Raw genomic sequence first — 20,062 nt, forward strand, 5'->3', positions numbered from 1 at the left:
TCTGGTAGCGGTTCCCCGATAGGCTTAAGTCAGTGTACGGATTTGTACATTACAACACGAAATAGACCATTGGTGAATACAATGAAGGAGTACATCGAGCGCGTTACCGACGGCGAGGACTTGACACAGGACGAGGCACGCGAGGTCGCGACGCGGGTCTTCGAGGACGCGACGGACGCCCAAATCGGGGCGTTGCTGACCGCGCTCCGGGCGAAAGGCGAGACCGAGAGCGAAGTCGCCGGATTCGCGGAAGGGATGCGTGACGCTGCCCGGACTATCGAGCCCAACCGAAAGGGTCTCGTCGACACCTGTGGGACCGGCGGGGACGACTACGACACGATCAACGTCTCGACGACGAGCGCCATCGTCGCCGCGGGTGCGGGCGTCCCCATCGCCAAGCACGGCAACTACTCGGTCTCCTCCTCGTCGGGCAGCGCCGACGTGCTGGAAGTCGTCGGCGTCGACGTCGAGGCGGAACCGAAAGACGTCGAACAGACGATCGAGGAGAAAGACATCGGGTTCATGCTCGCGCCCGTCTTCCACCCGGCGATGAAGGCCGTCATCGGCCCTCGACAGGAACTCGGGATTCGAACTATCTTCAACATCCTCGGGCCGCTGACGAACCCCGCCGGGGCCGAGGCGCAGGTCCTGGGCGTCTACGATCCTGACCTCGTTCCGATAATGGCCGAGGCGCTGGCCCGCCTCGACGTCGAACGTGCGCTCGTCGTCCACGGCGACGGTCTCGACGAAATCGCCATCCACGGCGAGACCACTATCGCCGAGGTCGACGGCGACTCCATTTCCGAATACAGCATCACCCCCGAGGACATCGGACTGGAGACCCGCGACATCGAGCGTATCTCCGGCGGGTCCCCCGAGGAGAACGCGGCGGACCTCCGGGGCATCGTCGAAGGCGAGATCACGGGCGCGAAGCGCGAGATAATCCTCGCCAACGCCGGGGCGGCCATCTACGTTGCCGGTGTCGCAGAGACCCATACCGAGGGCGTCGACCTCGCCAGAGAGGCGATCGAGTCCGGCGACGCCGCCGCGAAGCTAGCGGACCTCATCGGGGCATGACGCGCGTGAAAATCTGTGGCGTAACGACCCCCGCTGACTGCGACGCCGTCGTCGCGGCAGGGGCCGACGCGGTCGGCGTCATCCACGGCGTTCCAGTCGAGACGCCACGTGAGGTCGACGCCGACACCGCGGCGACACTCGTCGAGGGGGTTCCGCCGCTCGTGACGAGCGTGCTGGTGACGATGCCGACGGCGGTAGCAGAGGCTGTCGACCGTATCGACGAGATCGAGCCGGATGTCGTGCAGGTCCACGGCGGTCTCACGCCGGCCGAAGTCGGTACGCTCGGCGAACGCGTCGCGCAGCGAATCGTCGTCGCCGTCGATCCCGAATCTGTCGACCTCGACGACTACGCGAAGAACGCCGACGCGCTACTGGTCGATTCGGTCGACGCCGATGGGGCCGGCGGTACCGGCGAGACTCACGACTGGGAGCGCACGCGTGATGTCGTGCAGTCACTCGACGTGCCCGTGATTCTCGCGGGCGGCCTCACCCCCGAGAATGTCGCCGGGGCCGTCGAGACGGTGCGGCCGTTCGCCGTCGACGTGGCGAGCGGGGTCGAGAGTAGTGGCGGCGTGAAAGACCACGACGCCGTCGAGCGGTTCGTCGGGAACGCGACGGTCTCCGACGCGGAGGTGACGGCGTGAGCCTCGACGTCTCCCGCGAGCAGTTCGTCGAGTACGCCGAGGCCGACCGGCCGGTCGTCGTCCGGGCGGCAGCCGAACTCGACACGGATATCGAACCGCTCTCGGCGTACGCGGCGCTCGCAGGGCGAACTAGCGACGTAGACGCGAGCGAGTACACGTTCTTGCTCGAAAGCGCCGAGAAAGTCGCCTCAAGCGATCCCGACGGCGCGTTCGCGCCGGAAACCGACGACCGACACGCTCGTTTTTCCTTCGTGGGCTACGATCCCCGAGCGGTCGTGACGGTGACCGGCGAGGAGAGCGATGTCGAGGTGTTCGACGACCGCTATGCCGACCTCGTAACGACCAACGGCGGCGACGTCATCGACGACCTCCGGGCGGTCATGCCCGACGCCGAACTGCGTGGCTTCCCCAAGATGGACCGCCAGCATTTGGAGGGCGGCCTCGTCGGCTTTCTCTCCTACGACGCCGTCTACGACCTCTGGTTGGACGAAGTCGGACTCGACCGGCCCGATTCGCGCTTTCCGGACGCCCAGTTCGTCCTGACGACGGCGACGCTTCGGTTCGACCACGTCGAGGAACGGGTCGAACTCGTCTTCACGCCGGTCGTTCGGGCTGACGAGGACGCGAGCGAGCGATACGACGAACTGCTCGCCGAAGTCGAACGGGTCGAGGATGCTCTCACGGACGCCGACGCGCTCTCGACCGACGGATTCACCCGCGAGGCCGAGATAGCCGGCCCGCAAGACGAGTACGAGGAGGCCGTTTCCCGCGCCAAGGAGTACGTCCTCTCGGGAGACATCTATCAGGGCGTCGTCTCTCGCACTCGGGAGCTGTACGGCGATATCGACCCGCTCGGCCTGTACGAGGCGCTCCGGACTGTCAACCCCTCACCGTACATGTACCTGCTTGGCTACGACGACCTGAGCGTCGTCGGCGCGAGTCCGGAGACGCTGGTGTCGGTGGCGGGCGACCGCGTGGTCTCGAACCCCATCGCGGGCACCTGCTCGCGCGGGAACAGCCCCGTCGAGGACCGTCGACTGGCCGGCGAGATGCTCGCCGACGGCAAAGAGCGGGCCGAACATACGATGCTCGTCGACTTAGCGCGCAACGACGTGCGCCGGGTCGCCGAGGCCGGGTCGGTCCGCGTCGAGGAGTTCATGAACGTCCTGAAGTACAGCCACGTCCAGCACATCGAATCGACTGTGACTGGAACGCTCGCTACGGACTGTGACGCGTTCGACGCCGCGCGGGCGACGTTCCCCGCGGGCACGCTCTCGGGCGCGCCGAAGATACGCGCCATGGAGATAATCGACGAACTCGAACGCTCGCCGCGCGGTCCCTACGGCGGCGGCGTCGGCTACTTCGACTGGGGCGGTGATACCGACTTCGCCATCGTCATCCGGTCTGCGACCATCGAGAACGGCGTCTCGCTCCCCGACGCGGATGCGGGGACCGACGGGACGTACGACCGGGTCACGGTCCAGGCCGGGGCCGGCATTGTCGCCGACTCGGACCCCGAGAGCGAGTACGTCGAGACCGAACAGAAGATGGACGGCGTGCTGGCGGCCGTCGAACGTATCGAGCGCGAAATGCCATCCACCGAGAGCGGCGCGGAGGTGAGCAAATGAGTACACAGAAACCAGCGACGGACGAGACGCTTACCGATACTCGCGTCCTCTTCGTCGACAACTTCGATTCGTTCACGTACAACCTCGTGGAGTACGTCTCGGAGCACGCCGAAACCGAGGTCGTACGCAACACGGCGACCCTCGACGACGTGCGAGCATTCGACCCCGACGCCATCGTGCTCTCGCCGGGACCGGGCCATCCCGAGAACGACCGCGACGTGGGCGTGACGATGGACGTTCTCCGTGAGGTCAGTCCCGAGGTGCCGACGCTCGGTGTCTGTCTCGGCTTAGAGTCGGCGGTGTACGCCTACGGCGGCAGCGTCGGTCGTGCGCCCGAACCCGTCCACGGGAAGGCGTTCCCCATCGACCACGACGGCGAGGGCGTCTTCGCCGGCCTCGAACAGGGGTTCCAGGGCGGTCGGTACCACTCGCTCGTGGCGACCGAGGTGCCCGAGGCGTTCGAGGTGACGGCGACGACCACCACCGAGGACGGTACCGAGTTGGTGATGGGCGTCCGTCATCGTGAGTATCCAATCGAGGCGGTGCAGTTCCATCCGGAGTCAGTACTGACCGCGGTGGGTCACGACGTCATCAGAAACTTCCTCTCGGGAATCTATAGTAGCCAGTGAAAATCACTGCACACCCGACCACACGGCGGCGGTGCGGTCGGTATGTAAACCGTTTCAATTGGTACTATAGCGGCGCTTAGAAGCCGAGGATCCCGATTACCCACAGCACCGTCACGGCGATAATGGCGAGGACGACCAGTTTCCAGGCGACTTTCATCACGAATCGGCCGACGAGGAGCACCAGCGCGACGAGGACCAATCCGACAAGTAGGGACGGCGGCGACCCCAGCGACCCGAACTGCAACAGCGGAAGCATACTGCTAGGAACGTGAGACTCACACAAATAGTTCATGGGTAGCGTTCGGATACCGGCCCGCAAGGCACTCGTGAGGTCATGTGAGCAACCAGTAGGGGCAAACCGGCTGTTGTAGACGTTCCGTTTTTCTTTCATCCAGTGCGCAGGCGGGATCTCTATCCGAACCCCCGCTCGTTTCCACTGGATTTTGGCACGTCCTCCGGCGGTTGCGAGGGGGAGTATTTTACTTTCACCGCGGTCTACACATGCTTAAGGAGTGACCAACGTTGCTAGTGGTCGTACGCGACTGTGGTCGTCGTGTGAACGAACTTGCAGGAAATGGCACTGTAGTTACTACTCTGCGACAGGTAGGATTTCGCACATAAGACCGAGAAAGCAAGGGTTATAGGACATCCATGAATACCTATTCGCCGCCAGAAATGACAGGAATTCGGCCAACCGTCGAGAGGGGTATCGACCGGCAGACGGACGCTGCCGGGAGGAGGACCGACGAATGAGTGACGCGGACCAGTCCGCCGACGAACTCACGCTTCCAATCAAACGAACGGACGGAGACACCTTAGAGGAACGACTGACGAGTAACGCCTATCACAACATTCTCCCCGCCCGCTATCTGCGGAAGGACGCCAACGGCGACCTCGTGGAGTCTCCCGAGGATCTCTTCGAGCGAGTCGCGGAGAACATCGCACTCGCCGAGGCCGTCTTCGAGGCCGAGAAGCGCGATGTCGACGTCACCGTCACGCCCGACCAGCTCAAGCCCGACCACCCGCGCCGGGACGAGCTCGCCGCCGAAGTGTTCGGGAAGGGAACTACGGCGGACGACGACGCCGAGACGACGCTCTCGGTGTACAACGTCAACAAGTTCGCCTACGAGACGGTCGTCCCCGAACTTCCCGCCGAGGTTCGGGACCATGTCGAGGAGACCGCCGACGCGTTCCAGGAACAGATGGAACAGCTCTCCTTCATGCCGAACTCGCCGACGCTGATGAACGCCGGCGACGAACTGCAGCAGCTTTCGGCGTGTTTCGTCGACTCTCCGGGCGACGACATCGACGACATCCACCAGACCGCAAAGGAGGCCGCACAGGTGTTCCAGTCCGGCGGTGGCATGGGCTACGCGTTCTGGAAGCTTCGCCCGTACGGCGACCCCGTCGGTTCGACCGGCGGCATCGCCTCCGGGCCGATCACGTTCATGCGGACCTACGACCAGATGTGCGAGACCATCGCACAGGGCGGGGCCCGCCGTGGCGCACAGATGGGCGTCATGCGCGTCTCGCACCCGGACGTCATCCAGTTCATCCACTCGAAGAACAAGGACGTCTCGCTGGCCGAGACGCTCCGGCTGAACGACCCGGACGACTTCACACACAACTCCTTCGCCGAGGCGCTCGAAGAGGCCCGCGGCCTCATCGACGACGACGGCAAAGTGCCAAAGCACCTCCGAAACGCCGTCGAGGGACATCTCTCTAACTTCAACATCTCCGTCGGCGTCACCGACGGCTTCATGGACGCCCTCCAAAACGGCGAGGAGTTCACTTTCACGAACCCCCGGACCGGCGAGGACCACGTTGCCACCGCCGAGACGGAGGAACTGTACGAGATGTTCGACCTCGGCGAGTACGTCGAGGCCGGCGAAGTGCTCTCGATTCCCGCCGAGAAGCTCTGGGAGCGCATCGTCGAGGGCGCACACGAGAACGGCGAACCGGGCGTCATCTACCTCGAACGCGTCAACAAGGAGCACTCCTTCGACGTCGAGGAACACCCCGACCACCGCATCCTCGCGACGAACCCTTGCGGCGAGCAGCCGCTCGAAGAGTACGAGGCCTGCAACCTCGGACACATCAACCTCTCGACGCTCGCGGCACAGGACGCCCCAGACTGGCGCGTCTGGGCCGACGACCACGCCGACGAGTACGCCTCCGACGCCGAAGCCGTCGCGGCGTTCTTAGACGACGCGATGGACTGGGAGGAGTTCGACCGCCGCATCGAACTCGGCACCCGTTTCCTGGAAAACGTCGTCACGATGTCGGATTTCCCGGTCGAGAAGATCGAGCAGAAGGTCCGGGAGATGCGCAAGATCGGCCTCGGTATCATGGGTCTCGCGCAACTGTACATCCAGTTGGGCGTCGAATACGGCTCCGACGAGGCCAACGAGGTCGCCCGCCAGTTGATGCGTCACATCAACCACGGCTCGAAGCGAGCGTCACGCGAACTTGCCACGGACCGCGGCACCTTCGAGGAGTGGGACAACTCGAAGTACGCGAACCCGACGGCGTACCGCGAGTGGTTCGAGAAACAGACCGGCGAGGATGCCGACGACTGGGCAGACGGGTTCCCAATCCGGAACCACAACACGACGACCATCGCCCCGACCGGAACTACGTCGATGATCGGCAACACCACCGGCGGGTGTGAGCCCATCTACAACGTCGCCTACTACAAGAACGTCTCTGACGACGTGCAGGGCGACGAGATGCTCGTCGAGTTCGACGACTACTTCCTGCGCGCCCTAGAGGAGAACGGTATCGAAGTCGAGGCCGTCAAGGAAGAGGCCCAAGAACAGATGGCCGACAACGAGTTCGACGGCGTCACCGGACTCACGACGGTACCGGACGCCATCGGCGAGCTGTTCGTCACGACCGGCGACCTCTCGGCGCAGGCCCACGCGGGCGTGCAGGTCGCCTGTCAGGAGGGCGTCGACTCCGCCATCTCCAAGACCGTGAACGCGCCCAACGACTCGACCGTCGAGGACGCCGCCGAGGTGTTCGAGTACATCTACGACCACGGCGGCAAGGGCGTCACCTACTACCGCGACGGCACCCGCTCGAAGCAGGTGCTGACGACCCGTGCCCAGAACGCCGAGTTCGCCGACATGGACACGGAGGAAATCGTCGCCCAGATCGAGGAGATGTTCGGCGGCGTCGAGGGCTTCCTCGAAGACGAGGCCGTACAGGCGGCACTGGACGAATCCGTCGAGGAGATGCTGTCGGTCGCAGACGGCGAGCACTCCGAGTTCGCCCGCAAGCAGAGTCGCCCGGACGTCCTTCACGGCGTCACCCAGCGCATCGACACCGGCTACGGGAAACTGTACGTTAATATCAACGAAGATCCCGAAGCCAAACGGCCCTTCGAGCTGTTCGCCAACATCGGCAACTCGGGCGGCTTCACCGCCTCCTTCACCGAGGCGCTGGCCAAGACCATCTCGACGGCGCTCCGATCGGGCGTGGACCCCGAGGAGATCGCCGACGAACTGCAGGGCATCCGGTCGCCGAAGGTCGCCTGGGACAAGGGCGAACAGATCCAGTCTATCCCCGACGCCATCGGCACCGCGCTGCGCCGCTACCTCGACGGTGAGGTCGACAAGGCCTACCCGCAGCAGGTCACCTTAGAGGAGACGACCGAGGACGAGGAGGAACTCGACGGTCAGTCCGCCTCGACCCAGACCGACGGCGGTCCGGCGGCCCAGCCGAGCGGCACCCAGACCGCCGACGGGCCGAACGCCGACGCCGGCACCGAGACGGCCGGCGACCAGCAGGAACTCATCGACGCCGGCGAGAGCCCGGAATGTCCCGACTGCGGGTCGCTCTCGCTGTACTACTCGGAAGGCTGCAAGACCTGCGAGTCCTGTGGCTGGTCCGAGTGCTGAACTGACCGACTGACCGACTACGGATTTCCGCGGCCAGACGGAGCGTGTGACACCGGAGCCCGATTCGCCGCGTGCAGTCTCGATTCGCGTTTCTATTCGGATTCGAACTCGATTACGTCGTAGACGCCCGCGATTCCCGTCTCGCTGACCGTCGCTGTCACCTCGTCGCCCTCTTCGGCGGCGGTGTCGGCGACCAGCGTCACGGGTTCGATGGGCTCTCGCCGGAGGAAGGCGACGATGCGTTCGAGCCACGACGGACGGCCCCCCTTGCGACAGACGAGGACGTATCGGGAGTCGGCCAGCGACGCCAGGTCAGGGTCCAAATCGTAGTCGTCGAGTTCGTCGGGCGGGACGACGTGGATGACCTCGCCCGCGATCGTCTCGGTCATACAGGTGTCTCGGCGTAGAGCGGGATGTGTCTTGCCAGTCTACGAGAACTCCGTCGTGACCCATCCGGAGGGGCCGGTCGGCTTCGGCCCGGTCTTCTCGTCGGTCTGGACGGTCCCGTCGTCGGTGACCATTCGGACGACGGCGGTGTGACCGCCGTCTGGTGGGTCGTACGTGTACGTCCACTGTCGCCACGCGTCGGCGGCCGCGCCATCGCCGTCGGCGGCCGGTAGCGGCTCCGAGAGCGAGGCGTCGGCCCACGACTCGCCGCCGTCGGTCGAGACTTCGACGCGGGAGACGCCGCGCAGCCCAGCGTAGGCGTGACCGGCGAGGCGACGGCGGCCGTCGTCGAGCGTCTCGCTGTGGTGGAGTTTGGCGATGGGTTTGACCGGGCCGGTGCCCTCCCAGCCTCGGCGTTCCCAGTAGCCGTCGGCGGTTGTATCGAGTACCTCGATTTCGGTCACCCACTTAGTGTTGACCTCGCCCCAGTGACCCGCGACGAGCGCCCGAACTGGGTAGCCGTGGCCTCGGGGAAGCAGCTTCCCGTTCATGCCGTAGACGAGCAGGCCGCGGCGCAGCGCCTCGATAGGGAACTCGACGAAGTAGTCGTCCTCGGCGTGTAGCATCACGCACTCACAGTCGCTCTGGACGCCGGCTTCGTCCAAGAGCCGGCCGAGCGGCACGCCGGTCCACAGCGCGGTGTCCATCTTCTTGCCGTTGAGCGAATCGCCGACACAGCGCAGCGTCGAGAACTGGTTTTGGGCGTCCATCGAGCGCAGTTCGTCGTAGTCGACGGTGAGTTCCGTTTCGACGGCACCGGTGACCGAGAGCGACCAGTCGTCGCCGTCGAGTTCGGGGTCGATGGAGTTGATGTCCACCTGATAGAACGTCTCGCTGACCAGCGAGTCCAGCCCGTCGATGTCCAGCGAGCGTGCCTCGGCGAGGGCGAGTTTGGTCTCGATGTCCTCGCGGGCCGCGTCGGAGGCCGAGAGCGAGGGGGCGTCGGCGGCCGTCGCCGTGGGCGTTCGGCGAGTACCGACGGTGTAGCCGAGGACGCTCGCACCGAGGGCGACGCCGACCGTCGAGAGGGCGCGGCGGCGCTTCGACGAGACGGGCGTCCCGTCACCGTAGGCGTCGAACACCTGTGCGAGGGCGACGACGGCGGCCGCGGCGAGCGCCGGACCAGCGGCGAGGGCGAGTTCGCCAGTGACTGTGGCGGCGAGGCCCCACACAAGTACTGCCGTCCCCACGCTCGGGAGGAGGCGATTGTTCGCGGTGTCGCCGGTACCGAGAGCCACCCACGCCGCGAGCGCGACGACCAGTCCGGTGAGAACGAGCGCGGCGAAGAGGTTGAGTTGCTGGCCGACGCTTCCCAGTTCAGTGATGGCGAGCGAGACGACTTCGCCGGGCATGGTTCGAGCGAGCGTTCGCTCGACCGGCGAGGCGAGAAACGCGGGCGTGTACCCCGCGAGCGCGTAAGACCCCGCGAGGCCGGCGACTGCCGCAACGAGAGCGACCAGCGCCCGGCCCCCGCGAGTGTCGAGAACGTCCTCGGCCATAGTCGGAGGGAAGGACTACCCGCCCAAAGGCGTTGTTCCAATTTTGTCCCCAAAGAGAGAAGCAGACGGGGTGCCTGCGACGGTGTATGAGCGACGAATCGGGCGGCCGTCCCTGTCCGCTATGTGACCGGGCGATGTACCACCGTCACTGTAAGTACGTCTGTCCGGAGCACGGCGTCGTATATGACTGCGCTGATACGTTTTACTGAGTTCCCATTTCACTGCGCAGTGCTATCGGATTTATTGTGATGGAAACGCAGGTCATATCTAATGGGTGAGAATGGCGATATCTACGTTCTCCACGTCGACGACGAGACGGAGTTCGCAGACGTCGCCGCGATGCACTTAGAGCGAGCCGACGACGATATCGCCGTCGTGACAGCGGCGTCCGCGAGCGAGGGACTCGACGTGCTGCGCTCGGACCCGGTCGACTGCGTCGTCAGCGACCACGACATGCCCGGAATGGACGGACTGGAGTTTCTGAAAGCCGTTCGGTCGTCGTATCCCGAACTCCCATTCGTCCTCTTTACCGGGAAAGGCAACGAAGAAATCGCGAGCGACGCCATCTCGGCCGGCGTCACCGAGTACCTTCAGAAGGACGTCGGCACCGACCAGTACACAGTGCTCGCCAACCGTATCAGGAGAGCCGTGAGCGAGAACCGAGCGAAGTCCGCCCTCGAAGAGTCCGAGCGGCAACTGGCGACGCTCATTTCGAACCTTCCCGGTCTCGTCTATCGGTGCCGGAACGAACCGGAGTGGCCGATGGAGTTCGTCAGCGACGGTGCCGAAGAACTGGTCGGCTACGACAGCGAGACGCTCGAATCCGGCGAGGTGTCGTGGAGTTCACTCATCGTCGCGGACGACCGCGAGACGCTCTGGGAGCAAGTGCAGACCTGTATCGCGGCCAGCGAACCGTTCGAGGTGACCTATCGCGTCGAGACGAGAGACGGCGAGCGTCGCTGGATGTGGGAGCGGGGGCGGGTCGTCGGAAGCGACGAGGACGGCGTCGAACTGATAGAGGGATTCATCACGGACATCACCGCCCGGAAAGCGCGTGAACAAGAACTCCAACGGGAGCGGGAGTTCACCGAGAACCTCGTCGACGCTATCGACGACGTATTCTACCTCGTCGGGTTCGAGGGCGACCTGATACGCTGGAACGACACCGCGACCGAGGTGACCGGCTACAACGACGAGGAACTGTCCTCGATGAGCGCTTTCGACCTGTTTCCGGAACCGGTTCACAACCACGTCGCCGAGACCGTCCGCGAGACGTTCGAAACCGGGCACTCGACGTTCGAAGCGCCGCTGTTGACCAAAGCAGGAGACGAGATTCGCCACGAGTTCCGCGGCTCGCTCATCGAAGACACCGACGGCAACGAACTCGGTATCGCCGGTATCGCCCGCGACATCACCGAGCGAAAAGCGCGCGAACGCAAACTCGAACAGTACGAGACGCTCGTCGAGAACGTCGGTGACGCGATGTACGTCCTCGACACCGACGGAACGATAGTGATGGTCAACGACGCGATGTCGGACCGTCTCGGCTACGACCGCGAGAAGATCCTGGGGTCGGACCCGACGCGATTCATGCCCGCCGCCGACGTCGAGACGGCGACCGAGACGATAGCGCGCTTGCTCGAGGACCCCGAACGGACGTGGGCCACCTTCGAGATGCACACCATCGACAGCGACGGCGAGCGGACGGTCAACGAGGACAAGGTCGCGCCGTTGTTCGACTCGGATGGGGAGTTCGTCGGTTCGGTCGGCGTCTTGCGGAACATCGCCGACCGGAAGGACCGAGAGCGCGAACTCGAACGCTACGAAACGATCGTCGAAGCCGTCGGGGACCCAGTGTACACGCTCGACGACGACGGCGTATTCACGTACGTCAACGAAGCTATCGAGCAGATGACCGGGTACGCTGCCGAGGAACTCGTCGGGGAGCACATCGGGGAGATAATGACCGACGACGACCTCGATAGGGGGGACGAACTGGTCCGGTTGCTGGTCACTGACCCGGATGTCGAGACCACCACGCTCGAAATGGCCGTCGTGACTCGCAGCGGTGAGCGAATCCCGACCGAGAACAACATGGCGATACTGCCGAGCGCTGACGGGGAGTTCACCGGGACGGCCGGTGTCATACGGAACATCACCAAGCGCAAAGAGCGTGAGCGTCGCCTCTCGGAGTTCGCCTCCGTCGTCAGCCACGACCTCCGAAACCCCCTCAACGTCGTGCAAGGTCGCCTCTCGCTGGCCGAGGAGACCGGCGACGTCTCCCATCTCGGTGACGCGGCGGCAGCAGCGACGCGGATGGAACGGCTCATCGAAGACCTGCTGACGCTCGCCAGACAAGGCGAGACCGTCGGTGAGACCGCCGAGGTGGACCTCGCGACCACTGCCGAGCGAGCGTGGGAGAACGTCGATACCGGCGACGCGACGCTCTCTTTCGGCCCGACGACCGAGATTGAGGCCGACCCGGACAGACTCCGTGAACTGTTCGAGAATCTGATTCGCAACAGTGTCGAACACGGTTCGACAAGCAGTCGGACGGGGTCCGACGACAGTGTGGAACATGGTTCCACAGGCACTCGTTCACAGGCTCACGAGAACAGTGTCGAACACGGCACACCGAACGACGACCGAACGACGCCGCTGACCGTGACTGTCGGGGCTCTCGATGAGGGGGATTCCGACGGAGCGAGCGGGTTCTACGTCGAGGACGACGGTGTCGGTATCCCACCGGACGAGCGAGAGGGCGTCTTCGAACGCGGCTACACCACCAGTAACGGGGGAACCGGATTCGGTCTCGCCATCGTCGCCGACATCGCTGACGCCCACGGCTGGACAGTCAGCGTTACCGAGAGCGGCGCTGGCGGCGCGCGCGTCGAGTTCACGACGAGTCGGGACGACCGCTGAAGTGGCGGTAGGTCGGCCCGGCCAGTACTAGCACCGCCATCGCGCCGAGTAACACGAGCAGGTGCGGGAGCGCCTCGATGGAGACGCCGGTTAGCGTCAGCGACCGCATCGATGCCCCGGCTGCGACTTCGGCGACGACCCACGGAATCTCGCCGACGAACGTGCCGACGACGAACGCTCGCGTCGAGACATCGGCGAAGCCAGCGCCGTAGGAGACCGGGTCGGCAGGCACCGGCGAGAGTCGGGCGGCCAACACACCGCGCGTCTCGCCAGTCACCTCGATGATGCGCCGACCGGACTCGCCCAGTCGCCCGAACATCCCGCCCTGTTCGCCCGCTCGCTGGGCGAATCGATACGGAATGAGGCAGGTGACGAGCGCGCCCATCAGCGCCACCGGGATGCCGTAGCCGATGCCGAGGACGAACCCGACGAAGGCCGACAGCGGCATCGTCGGCCACGCGAACAGCGGGCGGACAAGATAGAGGAAGACGATGAGGCCCGCCATGTAGACGGGATGTTCCGAGAGGTGCATCGCCTCGTGGATGAGACGGGCCGGGGAGAGAATCAGCGCGACGACCGCGAGAACAGCGAGTAGCGCCGCCGACCCGAGCACCTGTCGCTTGACGAGGCTGTCCATCTACCGATGAGAGTGTGTGCGACCGGCAAACCTCTTGTGGTAAGCGTTAATCCGGTGGCGAACGAGGCTCCGGCGTGGACGACGCTGACCGCGACCCCGTCGAGCTCGGGGTCGAGCTGCTCGCCCACCTCGAACACGAAGAGCTGTCGGTGGCCGACGCGATGGACCGCATCGAGACGGTGACGACCAACCCCGGCGTCCAGCGCGAGATTTTGGACACCGCGGCGATGCGCGGCGTCATCGACCGCGAAAACGGCCTCGTCCGGCCGCGCTCTCGGGGCACGTACGTCAGTTTCGAGGCCGACGTGGTCGTCCGCGAGGGCGATTTCTCCTGTGAGCGCTGCGGCGCGAGCATCTCGACGGGCCACTTCGTGCAGTTCGACGGCGGCGAGTTAGGGCCGTTCGGGTCGACGTGTATTCAGAAAGTCTTGGGGCGGGAGTAGCGAGGATTCTCACTCTGTTCGAATCCTCGAAGCGAAGCGGTGAGCGGTAGCGAGGCCGCGTCAGCGGCCTCGGCGAGTCGAGCGGGTAACGCCCGCGAGACAGGGAACCGCAGAGCAGTAGCGTGGTTCGCGCATCTGTAGATGCGCGAATCACGAAGACGCGAACGAGGAGTGAAGCGACTCGTGAGCAGCGAGGATTCGAACAGAGAGGGACCGAAGGTCCCGCAGGCAGTCGGGCAGCGGCGCTGCCCGACGACGGAGTGAGCGGCCCTCGGAACGGAACGGCGAACGGTAGCGAGGCCGCGTTCGCGGCCTCGGTGAGTCGTGGCGTAGTGACGAGAGTCAGAGCAGAGCGAGAAGCGGCGAAAACGCCCGCTTCAACGGCCCTGTCTGAGTTCTTCGATGAGTTTCTTGATGACTTGCTCCTGCCGTTCGATGCGTTCGTTCTGGCGCTCGACGGCGGCAGTCAGTTCGGCAACCTGTGATTCGAGGGACGCGAGGTCGTCGCTGGTGTCCGTCGTGGCCCGCGGCGTCCGCTGGGTGGACGACTGCGACTGAGACGGCGACTGTCGGGCGGCGTCCGTACTGGCCGCCGCCGCTTCTCGTTGCCCGCCGTTTGCAGGGGTTCCTGCGGCCTGGTCGGGCGGCTGATCGGCATCGGCGGGTGCGTCCTCGTCGTCGCCGCCGACGAGCGGGTCGATGCCGGAGTCGAGGTTGAGGCCGTCCTCGGCGTCGCGCTCCTCGTCCGGTTCCGATCCGACCTTCGCGTTGAGTTCGTCCAGCGACGAGACATCGTGATAGGCAAAGAGCGCCTGCTGGAGCGCCTGCTGTACGGCGGGGGCCTGCTCTGCGGGGGCCTTGATGCGTTCGGGCCGGCCGTCGACGGCGAAGACGATGGCCGTGGCGACGCTGCCCTCCTCGAAATCCAGCCCAGTGACGTCGTCGAAGGAGTACGATTCGAAGTCGGCGTCCCACGTGACGCCGCCGATGTGTTTCAGCAACTGGGCGTCGGTGACGACGAGCGTGAGTTCACTAAAGCGGAAGACGCCGTTGACGCCCTCGCCGTCGGTGGTGACGCCGGCGACGTGGAGTTTGCCTTCGAGGAGGCGTTCGAGGACCGTTTCGCCGCGGTCGACAGGGACGCCGAGGTCGCGCTTCTCGTCGGCGTAGTAGAGGGTTAGCTTGGTCTTTCGCCGGCCCTCGGAGATGGTCAGTCGCTCGAAGTCGTGGGGATAGACGACGACTTTCTCGTCGCTGAGCAGTCCCTCCCCGCGATAGACGAGCGTCCGGGTGGACGTAAAACAGACGACGTCCTCGTCACCGAGATTGACGCTGGCCCGGATCTCCTCGTCCCCGAGTTCCTGCTGGACGAGGGGTGGTACCTTCATGCTCCGTGCATTTCCGCGTGATGGCTTAAATCCGGGGGGTCAGATAACCCCTACCGTGCGAGTGGCCCACAGCCTGCGGGAAGATGAGAACCTTCAAGGCGAGTACCGGCCAAGCATCGGGTGCACCCGAGCCCGGGTGGCTTAGCTGGACATAGCGCCGCACTCATAGGGTTTCACGACTCATGCGGCACCTGCCGACATGACCCGTGGGGTGCTCGTCACACCCCGAACCTGGGTTATGCGGAGATCGAGGGTTCGGAGCCCTCCCCGGGCATTTTCCAACCGACACGAACGCCGGTGAGCGGCGCATACAGACGTTCTTTCGTCTCTCTCTTCGCAAGACGTCCTGCAGCCGGACGTCCCTCTATCGAGATATAGCGTGTGCGTAACCGTAACTATCATGCTGGTACCTCGAAACAACCGGATAGATGCCCCACGGAGAGCAACTGTCCAGGCGCACGGTCCTCAAACTCACCGTTGCGGCGACAGCGACCGTCTCCGGGTGCAACTTCTTCGACTCAGACGACGAGCGCTCGGCGACTCGCACGACGGTAGGTTATGGAAGCGCACCAGCGGGCAACGACACTGGCACGAGTATCGGCACCGGATCGAGTCGTAGTGGTCGGTCGACGGCGTCGAACGACGCAGGGACGGGAAATCCCGCTGACGATACGGGCGATGTCGTCGACGATGGCGATGGTGCTAACTCCGATGGTTCGGGTGATTCGGGCGGCTTGCACGCTCCAGACTCAGAATCGACGGACCGTGACGTATTCACGCCCGATTCCGGCTTGGCGACGTTGACGGAAATCGGGACGGTCACGGCGCCCGAGACCGAGACGCCGACGCCGACTTCAACGGCGACCGAGACACCCACCGAACCGCCGGTCTCGACCACGGAGGCACCGCAACTGTACAACGTTCCCAATAGCGACGACGACGAAGACCCGGTGGTATCGACACCAACACAGACGCCTACGGCGACACAGACTGTGACCGAGACAGCGACGGGAACGCAGACTACCACTGAGACAGCGACGCCGGGCGACGACTACGGTGATGTCGGCTACGGGCAGCTCCCCTACGGCAGCCCAACGGAGCAATAATCATGGTGCAGGAAACAGCCAACCACGGACTGAACAAATACGAGGCGGGCGACACCGACTGGACGCATTCGCCCGACATGCAACACATTGAGGAGCGTCTCGTGATCAAGGACACTGAGGCGAACCGCAGCAACTACACGCCCCATCCGACGGCGACGTACGTCGCGACGGACTCGGGGGTGGTCTACGACGGCGACGGCTCCTCGTGGAACGCCGCGAGCAGAGCTGTTCAGTCGTTCAGCGCCGGGGACTACTCGGCCGGAATAGCGAGGATAACCGACGCGTTCGACGCCGTCGAGGTGGAGACGCTGAACTACCAGTGGGACGCCCAATCGGCGGCCGGCGTCGGCGTCTACGGCGACGGTGGCGACTTCACCGTCGGTCCCGACGGTGGTAGTCTCACGACGGAGGCGACGGCCGACGCCGCCGTCCGTACCGAAGATCCAGTCTCTCAGTCCTGGAACGAGCCGACGTGGGACCGACGCCGCCGCCTCCGTGTGTCTCTCACTGTCCCGGGAAGCGACCACGGGGAGGTCGTTGAGGTCGGAACGGGGTCGATGCAGGGCGCATCGGCAGACAAACAGCTCGGCGTCAGGATCGTGGACAACAACGTCTACGCGCGAATCGGCGACGGCTCGTCGGCTATGCAGGTTCTCCTCCAGGAAGGTGTCACTGTCACCAGTCGGTACGACATCTTCGTGGACTACGACCCGAGGGGGGACACGCGCGAGGCGGCGATCTCCGTCGAGAGTGTGGAGACCGGTGCCGACGGCGCGACGTGGGCGGCGTCACAGACGTTCAGCGGCGACGCTGAGCTACCGAGCGGCGAGACCACCGATTCGAAGTGGCTCGCGTGGTCGTCGTACGCGGCGACGCCCGACGGGATTGCCATGGACGTCGCCGTCGACATGGTCAACTTCGTCGCGTATCCGCCGTAAGCACGCGTCGGTGGAACGCTGGCCGAGTACCCGCTCACAGTTCTTGGGACGCGCTTACGTGCATCCCGACGAATCGCCAGTCGCCGTCGCGTCGTTCGAGCGTGCCGCTCCAGCGGGTGTCGAACTCGTGTCGCTCTCCGTCCTCGTCTGTCCACGCGAGGGCTACGTCGTCGCTGAACCACGCCACGTCGTCGCGTTCAGTGACGCGGAGCGCGTGACTCTCGACGACCCAGTCGCTCGTCGAGAGCGTTTGGTCGCGGAGTCCGGCCTGAACGGCGTCGGACCCCACGAGGCGTTCCGAGATGCCGACCTTCACGATGGAGTCGTCTTCGGGGCGGTCGGCGGCGAAGAACGTGTCCAGCGGTGCGCCGTGTCGGAGCGAATCGTAGTAGTCGCGGACGGTCGTGGTGGCGTCCATAGGTGTGCATTCGCCCGAAGCGGCTTACCAGTAGGGGCGAACGGTTTTCCACCGACGGGGCGAAGGAGACGTATGCGCGCAGCCATCTACCGCGGCCCCGGCGAGATTACCGTCGAGGAAGTTTCGAAACCCGAAATCGAGTCGCCGACGGACGCTATCGTCCGCGTGACGCATACGGCGGTCTGTGGGTCGGATCTCTGGTTCTACCGCGGCGAGAGCGACCGAGAGGAAGGATCGCCGGTCGGGCACGAACCGATGGGCATCGTCGAAGCGGTGGGCGAGGATGTCCGCTCGGTTGACCCCGGGGACCGGGTATTCGCGCCGTTCAAGATCAGCTGTGGACGTTGTGAGTTCTGCCGGAAGGGACTGCACACGTCCTGCGCGAACGGCGACTCGTGGGGCGGCGACAACGGCGGCGCACAGGGCGAGTTCGTTCGGGCAACGGAAGCCGACGGAACGCTCGTTCGGGTCCCCGATAGACACGCCGACGACGAGGCGACGCTCGAAGCGGTACTCCCGTTGACTGACGTGATGGGCACGGGCCACCACGCGGCCGTGAGCGCGGGTGTCGGCAAGGGCGACACCTGCGTCGTCGTCGGCGACGGGGCGGTCGGTCTGTGCGGCGTCCTCGCGGCCCGCCGACTCGGGGCCGAACGGATCGTCGCGATGGGACACCACGAGGACCGCCTCGAACTCGCCGAGTCGTTCGGTGCGACGGAGACGGTCGCTGCCCGCGGCGATGAGGCGGTCGAACGGGCGAGAGAGCTGACCTACGGCGGCCCGACGCACGTCATGGAGTGTGTCGGTGCAGCGTCGGCGATGGACAGCGCCATCGACCTCTGTCGGCCCGGCGGAACCGTCGGCTACGTCGGTGTTCCCCACGGCGTAGACGACGCCGGTCTCGACGTGTTCTCGCTGTTCCAGGATAACGTCACGCTTCGGGGCGGCGTCGCGCCGGTACGAGCCTACGCAGAGGAGTTACTGGCCGACGTGTTACAGGGGACGCTCGACCCCTCGCCAATCTTCACGAAGACGGTCGACTTAGACGGCGTTCCGGAGGGGTACCGAGCGATGGACGAACGCGAGGCTATCAAAGTGCTCGTGAAGGTGGAGCACTGAGCGCCAGACACATCCCTCTGCAGTCCAACGTACGGTGATGACGCGTTCACCTTCCGTTTTAGTCGTCGGCGGTGGTGCGACCGGCACCGGCATCGCGCGCGACCTCGCAATCCGCGGCGTCGACGTGACACTCGCCGAGCGCGGCGGACTCGCCAGCGGGACCTCGGGCCGCTCGCACGGACTGTTACACAGCGGGGCGCGCTATGCCGAGAGCGACCGAGTCGGTGCCGAGGAGTGTCTTGAAGAGAACCGAATCCTCCGATCCATCGCCGGGGAATGCATCCGAGACACCGGTGGGTTGTTCGTCCAACTCGCCGGCGACGACCCGGAGTACTTCGAGGAGAAGCGCACTGCCTGCGGGACCATCGGCATCGAGACGGAACTGCTGGACGCCGAGGAGGCGAGGGAACGCGTCCCGGACCTCTCGGCGGACGTAGAGCGCGCGATGTCGGTGCCCGACGGCGTCGTCTATCCCTCCCGACTCGTCGCGGCGAACGCGGCCGACGTCGAGGCACACGGCGGGACCGTTCATCCGCACGCACCCCTGGAAGCACTGAGCACGGTCGAGGGGTTGGTGACTGAGGCGCGACTCGGCGGGACGGTCGACGACACCATCGAGACCGATTACGTCGTCAACGCGGCCGGCGCGTGGGCGGGGGAGGTAGCATCGATGGCGGGCGTGACCGTCGAGATGGCCCCCACTCGCGGCGTGATGGTCTCCGTCGAGTACGACGGGGTTGGCCCGGTGTTGAACCGCTGTCGGGACCCTGCCGACGGCGACATTGTCGTCCCCCACGAGTCCGAGGCGGTGTTAGGGACGACGAGCGTCCCCGTTTCGGACCCCGACGACTACGAGAAAGCCGACTGGGAGGTCCAAAGCTCCATCGAGGAGTGCGCGGCGATGGTGCCCCCGGTGGCCGACGCATCGGTGGCCCGCACGTGGTGGGGCGTCCGACCGCTGTACGCACCGGACGAGGGCGAGGGCGATCGACGCGGTATCTCGCGTGGGTTCTTCCGACTGGACCACGCCGACGACGGCGTCGAGAACTTCCTCAGTATCGTCGGCGGCAAGCTAACGACCTACCGGCAGATGGCCGAAGCGGCGACCGACCTCGTCTGTGAGCGTCTCGGCGTCGACGCCGCCTGCGAGACGGCGACCCGGGAACTACCGGGCGCCGACGACTCGGCGCGACTGGACGAGTTCGTCGCCAGATACGACGGACAGGGGCCGACCGACGAAGACGTGGTACGAAAACAAGAGTAAA

At 65.2% G+C, this 20,062-nt stretch carries 18 protein-coding genes and 1 tRNA gene; 13 read left to right on the forward strand and 6 right to left on the reverse strand.

Annotated elements, in window-relative coordinates:
• The first annotated feature begins 81 nt into the window (after window positions 1-81).
• The 4 genes from trpD to trpG are packed head-to-tail and all read left to right on the forward strand — an operon-like array spanning window position 82 to window position 3,978.
• Complete coding sequence (gene trpD / locus E4S61_RS13025; RefSeq protein WP_135304361.1) at window positions 82-1,077, forward strand: anthranilate phosphoribosyltransferase; 996 nt, start codon at window positions 82-84, stop codon at window positions 1,075-1,077.
• Complete coding sequence (locus tag E4S61_RS13030; RefSeq protein ID WP_135304362.1) at window positions 1,074-1,721, forward strand: phosphoribosylanthranilate isomerase; 648 nt, start codon at window positions 1,074-1,076, stop codon at window positions 1,719-1,721. The genes trpD and E4S61_RS13030 overlap by 4 nt, the downstream gene beginning before the upstream one ends.
• On the forward strand, window positions 1,718-3,349 hold the full coding sequence (trpE, locus tag E4S61_RS13035) for an anthranilate synthase component I (protein WP_135304363.1): 1,632 nt from the start codon (window positions 1,718-1,720) through the stop codon (window positions 3,347-3,349). The genes E4S61_RS13030 and trpE overlap by 4 nt, the downstream gene beginning before the upstream one ends.
• Complete coding sequence (trpG, locus tag E4S61_RS13040) at window positions 3,346-3,978, forward strand: anthranilate synthase component II (protein ID WP_135304364.1); 633 nt, start codon at window positions 3,346-3,348, stop codon at window positions 3,976-3,978. Before trpE ends, trpG begins: the two co-directional genes overlap by 4 nt.
• Before the next feature lie 76 nt (window positions 3,979-4,054).
• Here trpG and E4S61_RS13045 read toward each other — a convergent pair whose 3' ends face one another.
• Window positions 4,055-4,234, reverse strand: coding sequence for a hypothetical protein (locus E4S61_RS13045; protein WP_135304365.1), 180 nt, complete (start codon window positions 4,232-4,234; stop codon window positions 4,055-4,057).
• A 493-nt stretch (window positions 4,235-4,727) separates the two neighbouring features.
• Here E4S61_RS13045 and E4S61_RS13050 point away from each other — a divergent pair, with 493 nt between their 5' ends.
• The gene (locus E4S61_RS13050) at window positions 4,728-7,880 is read left to right on the forward strand and encodes an adenosylcobalamin-dependent ribonucleoside-diphosphate reductase (RefSeq protein ID WP_135304366.1); all 3,153 of its coding nucleotides are present in this window, start codon (window positions 4,728-4,730) and stop codon (window positions 7,878-7,880) included.
• A gap of 92 nt (window positions 7,881-7,972) precedes the next feature.
• On the opposite strand, the gene E4S61_RS13055 is transcribed toward E4S61_RS13050, so the two are convergent.
• Together E4S61_RS13055 and E4S61_RS13060 are read right to left on the reverse strand one after the other, a co-directional pair.
• Window positions 7,973-8,269, reverse strand: coding sequence for a DUF7526 family protein (locus tag E4S61_RS13055; protein ID WP_135304367.1), 297 nt, complete (start codon window positions 8,267-8,269; stop codon window positions 7,973-7,975).
• A 39-nt stretch (window positions 8,270-8,308) separates the two neighbouring features.
• The gene (locus E4S61_RS13060; protein ID WP_135304368.1) at window positions 8,309-9,826 is read right to left on the reverse strand and encodes a molybdopterin-dependent oxidoreductase; all 1,518 of its coding nucleotides are present in this window, start codon (window positions 9,824-9,826) and stop codon (window positions 8,309-8,311) included.
• Between the two features lie 86 nt (window positions 9,827-9,912).
• Here E4S61_RS13060 and E4S61_RS26530 point away from each other — a divergent pair, with 86 nt between their 5' ends.
• Window positions 9,913-10,035 carry an HVO_2523 family zinc finger protein gene (locus E4S61_RS26530; RefSeq protein WP_280663807.1) on the forward strand — a complete coding sequence of 41 codons (123 nt, stop codon included), beginning with the start codon at window positions 9,913-9,915 and terminating at the stop codon, window positions 10,033-10,035.
• A 61-nt stretch (window positions 10,036-10,096) separates the two neighbouring features.
• Window positions 10,097-12,748 (forward strand): PAS domain S-box protein, encoded by a 2,652-nt coding sequence (locus tag E4S61_RS13065; RefSeq protein WP_135304369.1) that lies wholly within the window; start codon window positions 10,097-10,099, stop codon window positions 12,746-12,748.
• Here the strand turns inward: E4S61_RS13065 and E4S61_RS13070 are convergent.
• Complete coding sequence (locus tag E4S61_RS13070; protein WP_135304370.1) at window positions 12,723-13,385, reverse strand: TVP38/TMEM64 family protein; 663 nt, start codon at window positions 13,383-13,385, stop codon at window positions 12,723-12,725. The genes E4S61_RS13065 and E4S61_RS13070 overlap by 26 nt on opposite strands.
• A 74-nt stretch (window positions 13,386-13,459) precedes the next feature.
• Here E4S61_RS13070 and E4S61_RS13075 point away from each other — a divergent pair, with 74 nt between their 5' ends.
• A complete protein-coding gene (locus E4S61_RS13075) occupies window positions 13,460-13,828 on the forward strand; it encodes a DUF5830 family protein (protein ID WP_135304371.1) in 369 nt (122 codons plus the stop codon).
• 377 nt (window positions 13,829-14,205) lie between these two features.
• Here the strand turns inward: E4S61_RS13075 and E4S61_RS13080 are convergent, their stop codons facing one another.
• Entirely contained in the window at window positions 14,206-15,216 is a 1,011-nt protein-coding gene (locus E4S61_RS13080; RefSeq protein WP_135304372.1) for a DUF7115 domain-containing protein, read from the reverse strand.
• Between the two features lie 130 nt (window positions 15,217-15,346).
• Between E4S61_RS13080 and E4S61_RS25450 the strand changes: the two genes are divergently transcribed.
• The 3 genes from E4S61_RS25450 to E4S61_RS13090 all read left to right on the forward strand — a co-directional run bounded on the left by E4S61_RS25450 (window position 15,347) and on the right by E4S61_RS13090 (window position 17,260).
• Window positions 15,347-15,490, forward strand: a tRNA-Met gene (locus E4S61_RS25450).
• 154 nt (window positions 15,491-15,644) lie between these two features.
• A complete protein-coding gene (locus tag E4S61_RS13085; RefSeq protein ID WP_135304373.1) occupies window positions 15,645-16,322 on the forward strand; it encodes a hypothetical protein in 678 nt (225 codons plus the stop codon).
• A 2-nt stretch (window positions 16,323-16,324) separates the two neighbouring features.
• Window positions 16,325-17,260: a hypothetical protein gene (locus E4S61_RS13090; protein WP_135304374.1), complete on the forward strand. Its 936-nt coding sequence runs from the start codon at window positions 16,325-16,327 to the stop codon at window positions 17,258-17,260.
• Between the two features lie 34 nt (window positions 17,261-17,294).
• On the opposite strand, the gene E4S61_RS13095 is transcribed toward E4S61_RS13090, so the two are convergent.
• Entirely contained in the window at window positions 17,295-17,678 is a 384-nt protein-coding gene (locus tag E4S61_RS13095) for a nuclear transport factor 2 family protein (protein WP_135304375.1), read from the reverse strand.
• 72 nt (window positions 17,679-17,750) lie between these two features.
• Between E4S61_RS13095 and E4S61_RS13100 the strand changes: the two genes are divergently transcribed.
• Window positions 17,751-18,797, forward strand: a complete 1,047-nt coding sequence (locus tag E4S61_RS13100) for a zinc-dependent alcohol dehydrogenase family protein (protein ID WP_135304376.1) — start codon at window positions 17,751-17,753, stop codon at window positions 18,795-18,797.
• Between the two features lie 37 nt (window positions 18,798-18,834).
• Window positions 18,835-20,061 (forward strand): FAD-dependent oxidoreductase, encoded by a 1,227-nt coding sequence (locus E4S61_RS13105; RefSeq protein WP_135304377.1) that lies wholly within the window; start codon window positions 18,835-18,837, stop codon window positions 20,059-20,061.
• Window position 20,062 lies beyond the last annotated feature (1 nt).

Source organism: Haloarcula amylovorans, from assembly GCF_004681185.1.
GTDB classification, from domain to species: domain Archaea; phylum Halobacteriota; class Halobacteria; order Halobacteriales; family Haloarculaceae; genus Haloarcula; species Haloarcula amylovorans.

Bases quoted from the DNA above. Each gene is read 5' to 3' on its own strand.
- trpD (WP_135304361.1), top strand. From the start codon at position 82: ATGAAGGAGTACATCGAGCGCGTTACCGACGGCGAGGACTTGACACAG.
- E4S61_RS13030 (WP_135304362.1), top strand. From the start codon at position 1,074: ATGACGCGCGTGAAAATCTGTGGCGTAACGACCCCCGCTGACTGCGAC.
- trpG (WP_135304364.1), top strand. From the start codon at position 3,346: ATGAGTACACAGAAACCAGCGACGGACGAGACGCTTACCGATACTCGC.
- E4S61_RS13045 (WP_135304365.1), bottom strand. From the start codon at position 4,234: ATGCTTCCGCTGTTGCAGTTCGGGTCGCTGGGGTCGCCGCCGTCCCTA.
- E4S61_RS13050 (WP_135304366.1), top strand. From the start codon at position 4,728: ATGAGTGACGCGGACCAGTCCGCCGACGAACTCACGCTTCCAATCAAA.
- E4S61_RS13055 (WP_135304367.1), bottom strand. From the start codon at position 8,269: ATGACCGAGACGATCGCGGGCGAGGTCATCCACGTCGTCCCGCCCGAC.
- E4S61_RS13060 (WP_135304368.1), bottom strand. From the start codon at position 9,826: ATGGCCGAGGACGTTCTCGACACTCGCGGGGGCCGGGCGCTGGTCGCT.
- E4S61_RS26530 (WP_280663807.1), top strand. From the start codon at position 9,913: ATGAGCGACGAATCGGGCGGCCGTCCCTGTCCGCTATGTGACCGGGCG.
- E4S61_RS13065 (WP_135304369.1), top strand. From the start codon at position 10,097: ATGGGTGAGAATGGCGATATCTACGTTCTCCACGTCGACGACGAGACG.
- E4S61_RS13070 (WP_135304370.1), bottom strand. From the start codon at position 13,385: ATGGACAGCCTCGTCAAGCGACAGGTGCTCGGGTCGGCGGCGCTACTC.
- E4S61_RS13080 (WP_135304372.1), bottom strand. From the start codon at position 15,216: ATGAAGGTACCACCCCTCGTCCAGCAGGAACTCGGGGACGAGGAGATC.
- E4S61_RS13085 (WP_135304373.1), top strand. From the start codon at position 15,645: ATGCCCCACGGAGAGCAACTGTCCAGGCGCACGGTCCTCAAACTCACC.
- E4S61_RS13090 (WP_135304374.1), top strand. From the start codon at position 16,325: ATGGTGCAGGAAACAGCCAACCACGGACTGAACAAATACGAGGCGGGC.
- E4S61_RS13095 (WP_135304375.1), bottom strand. From the start codon at position 17,678: ATGGACGCCACCACGACCGTCCGCGACTACTACGATTCGCTCCGACAC.
- E4S61_RS13100 (WP_135304376.1), top strand. From the start codon at position 17,751: ATGCGCGCAGCCATCTACCGCGGCCCCGGCGAGATTACCGTCGAGGAA.
- E4S61_RS13105 (WP_135304377.1), top strand. From the start codon at position 18,835: ATGACGCGTTCACCTTCCGTTTTAGTCGTCGGCGGTGGTGCGACCGGC.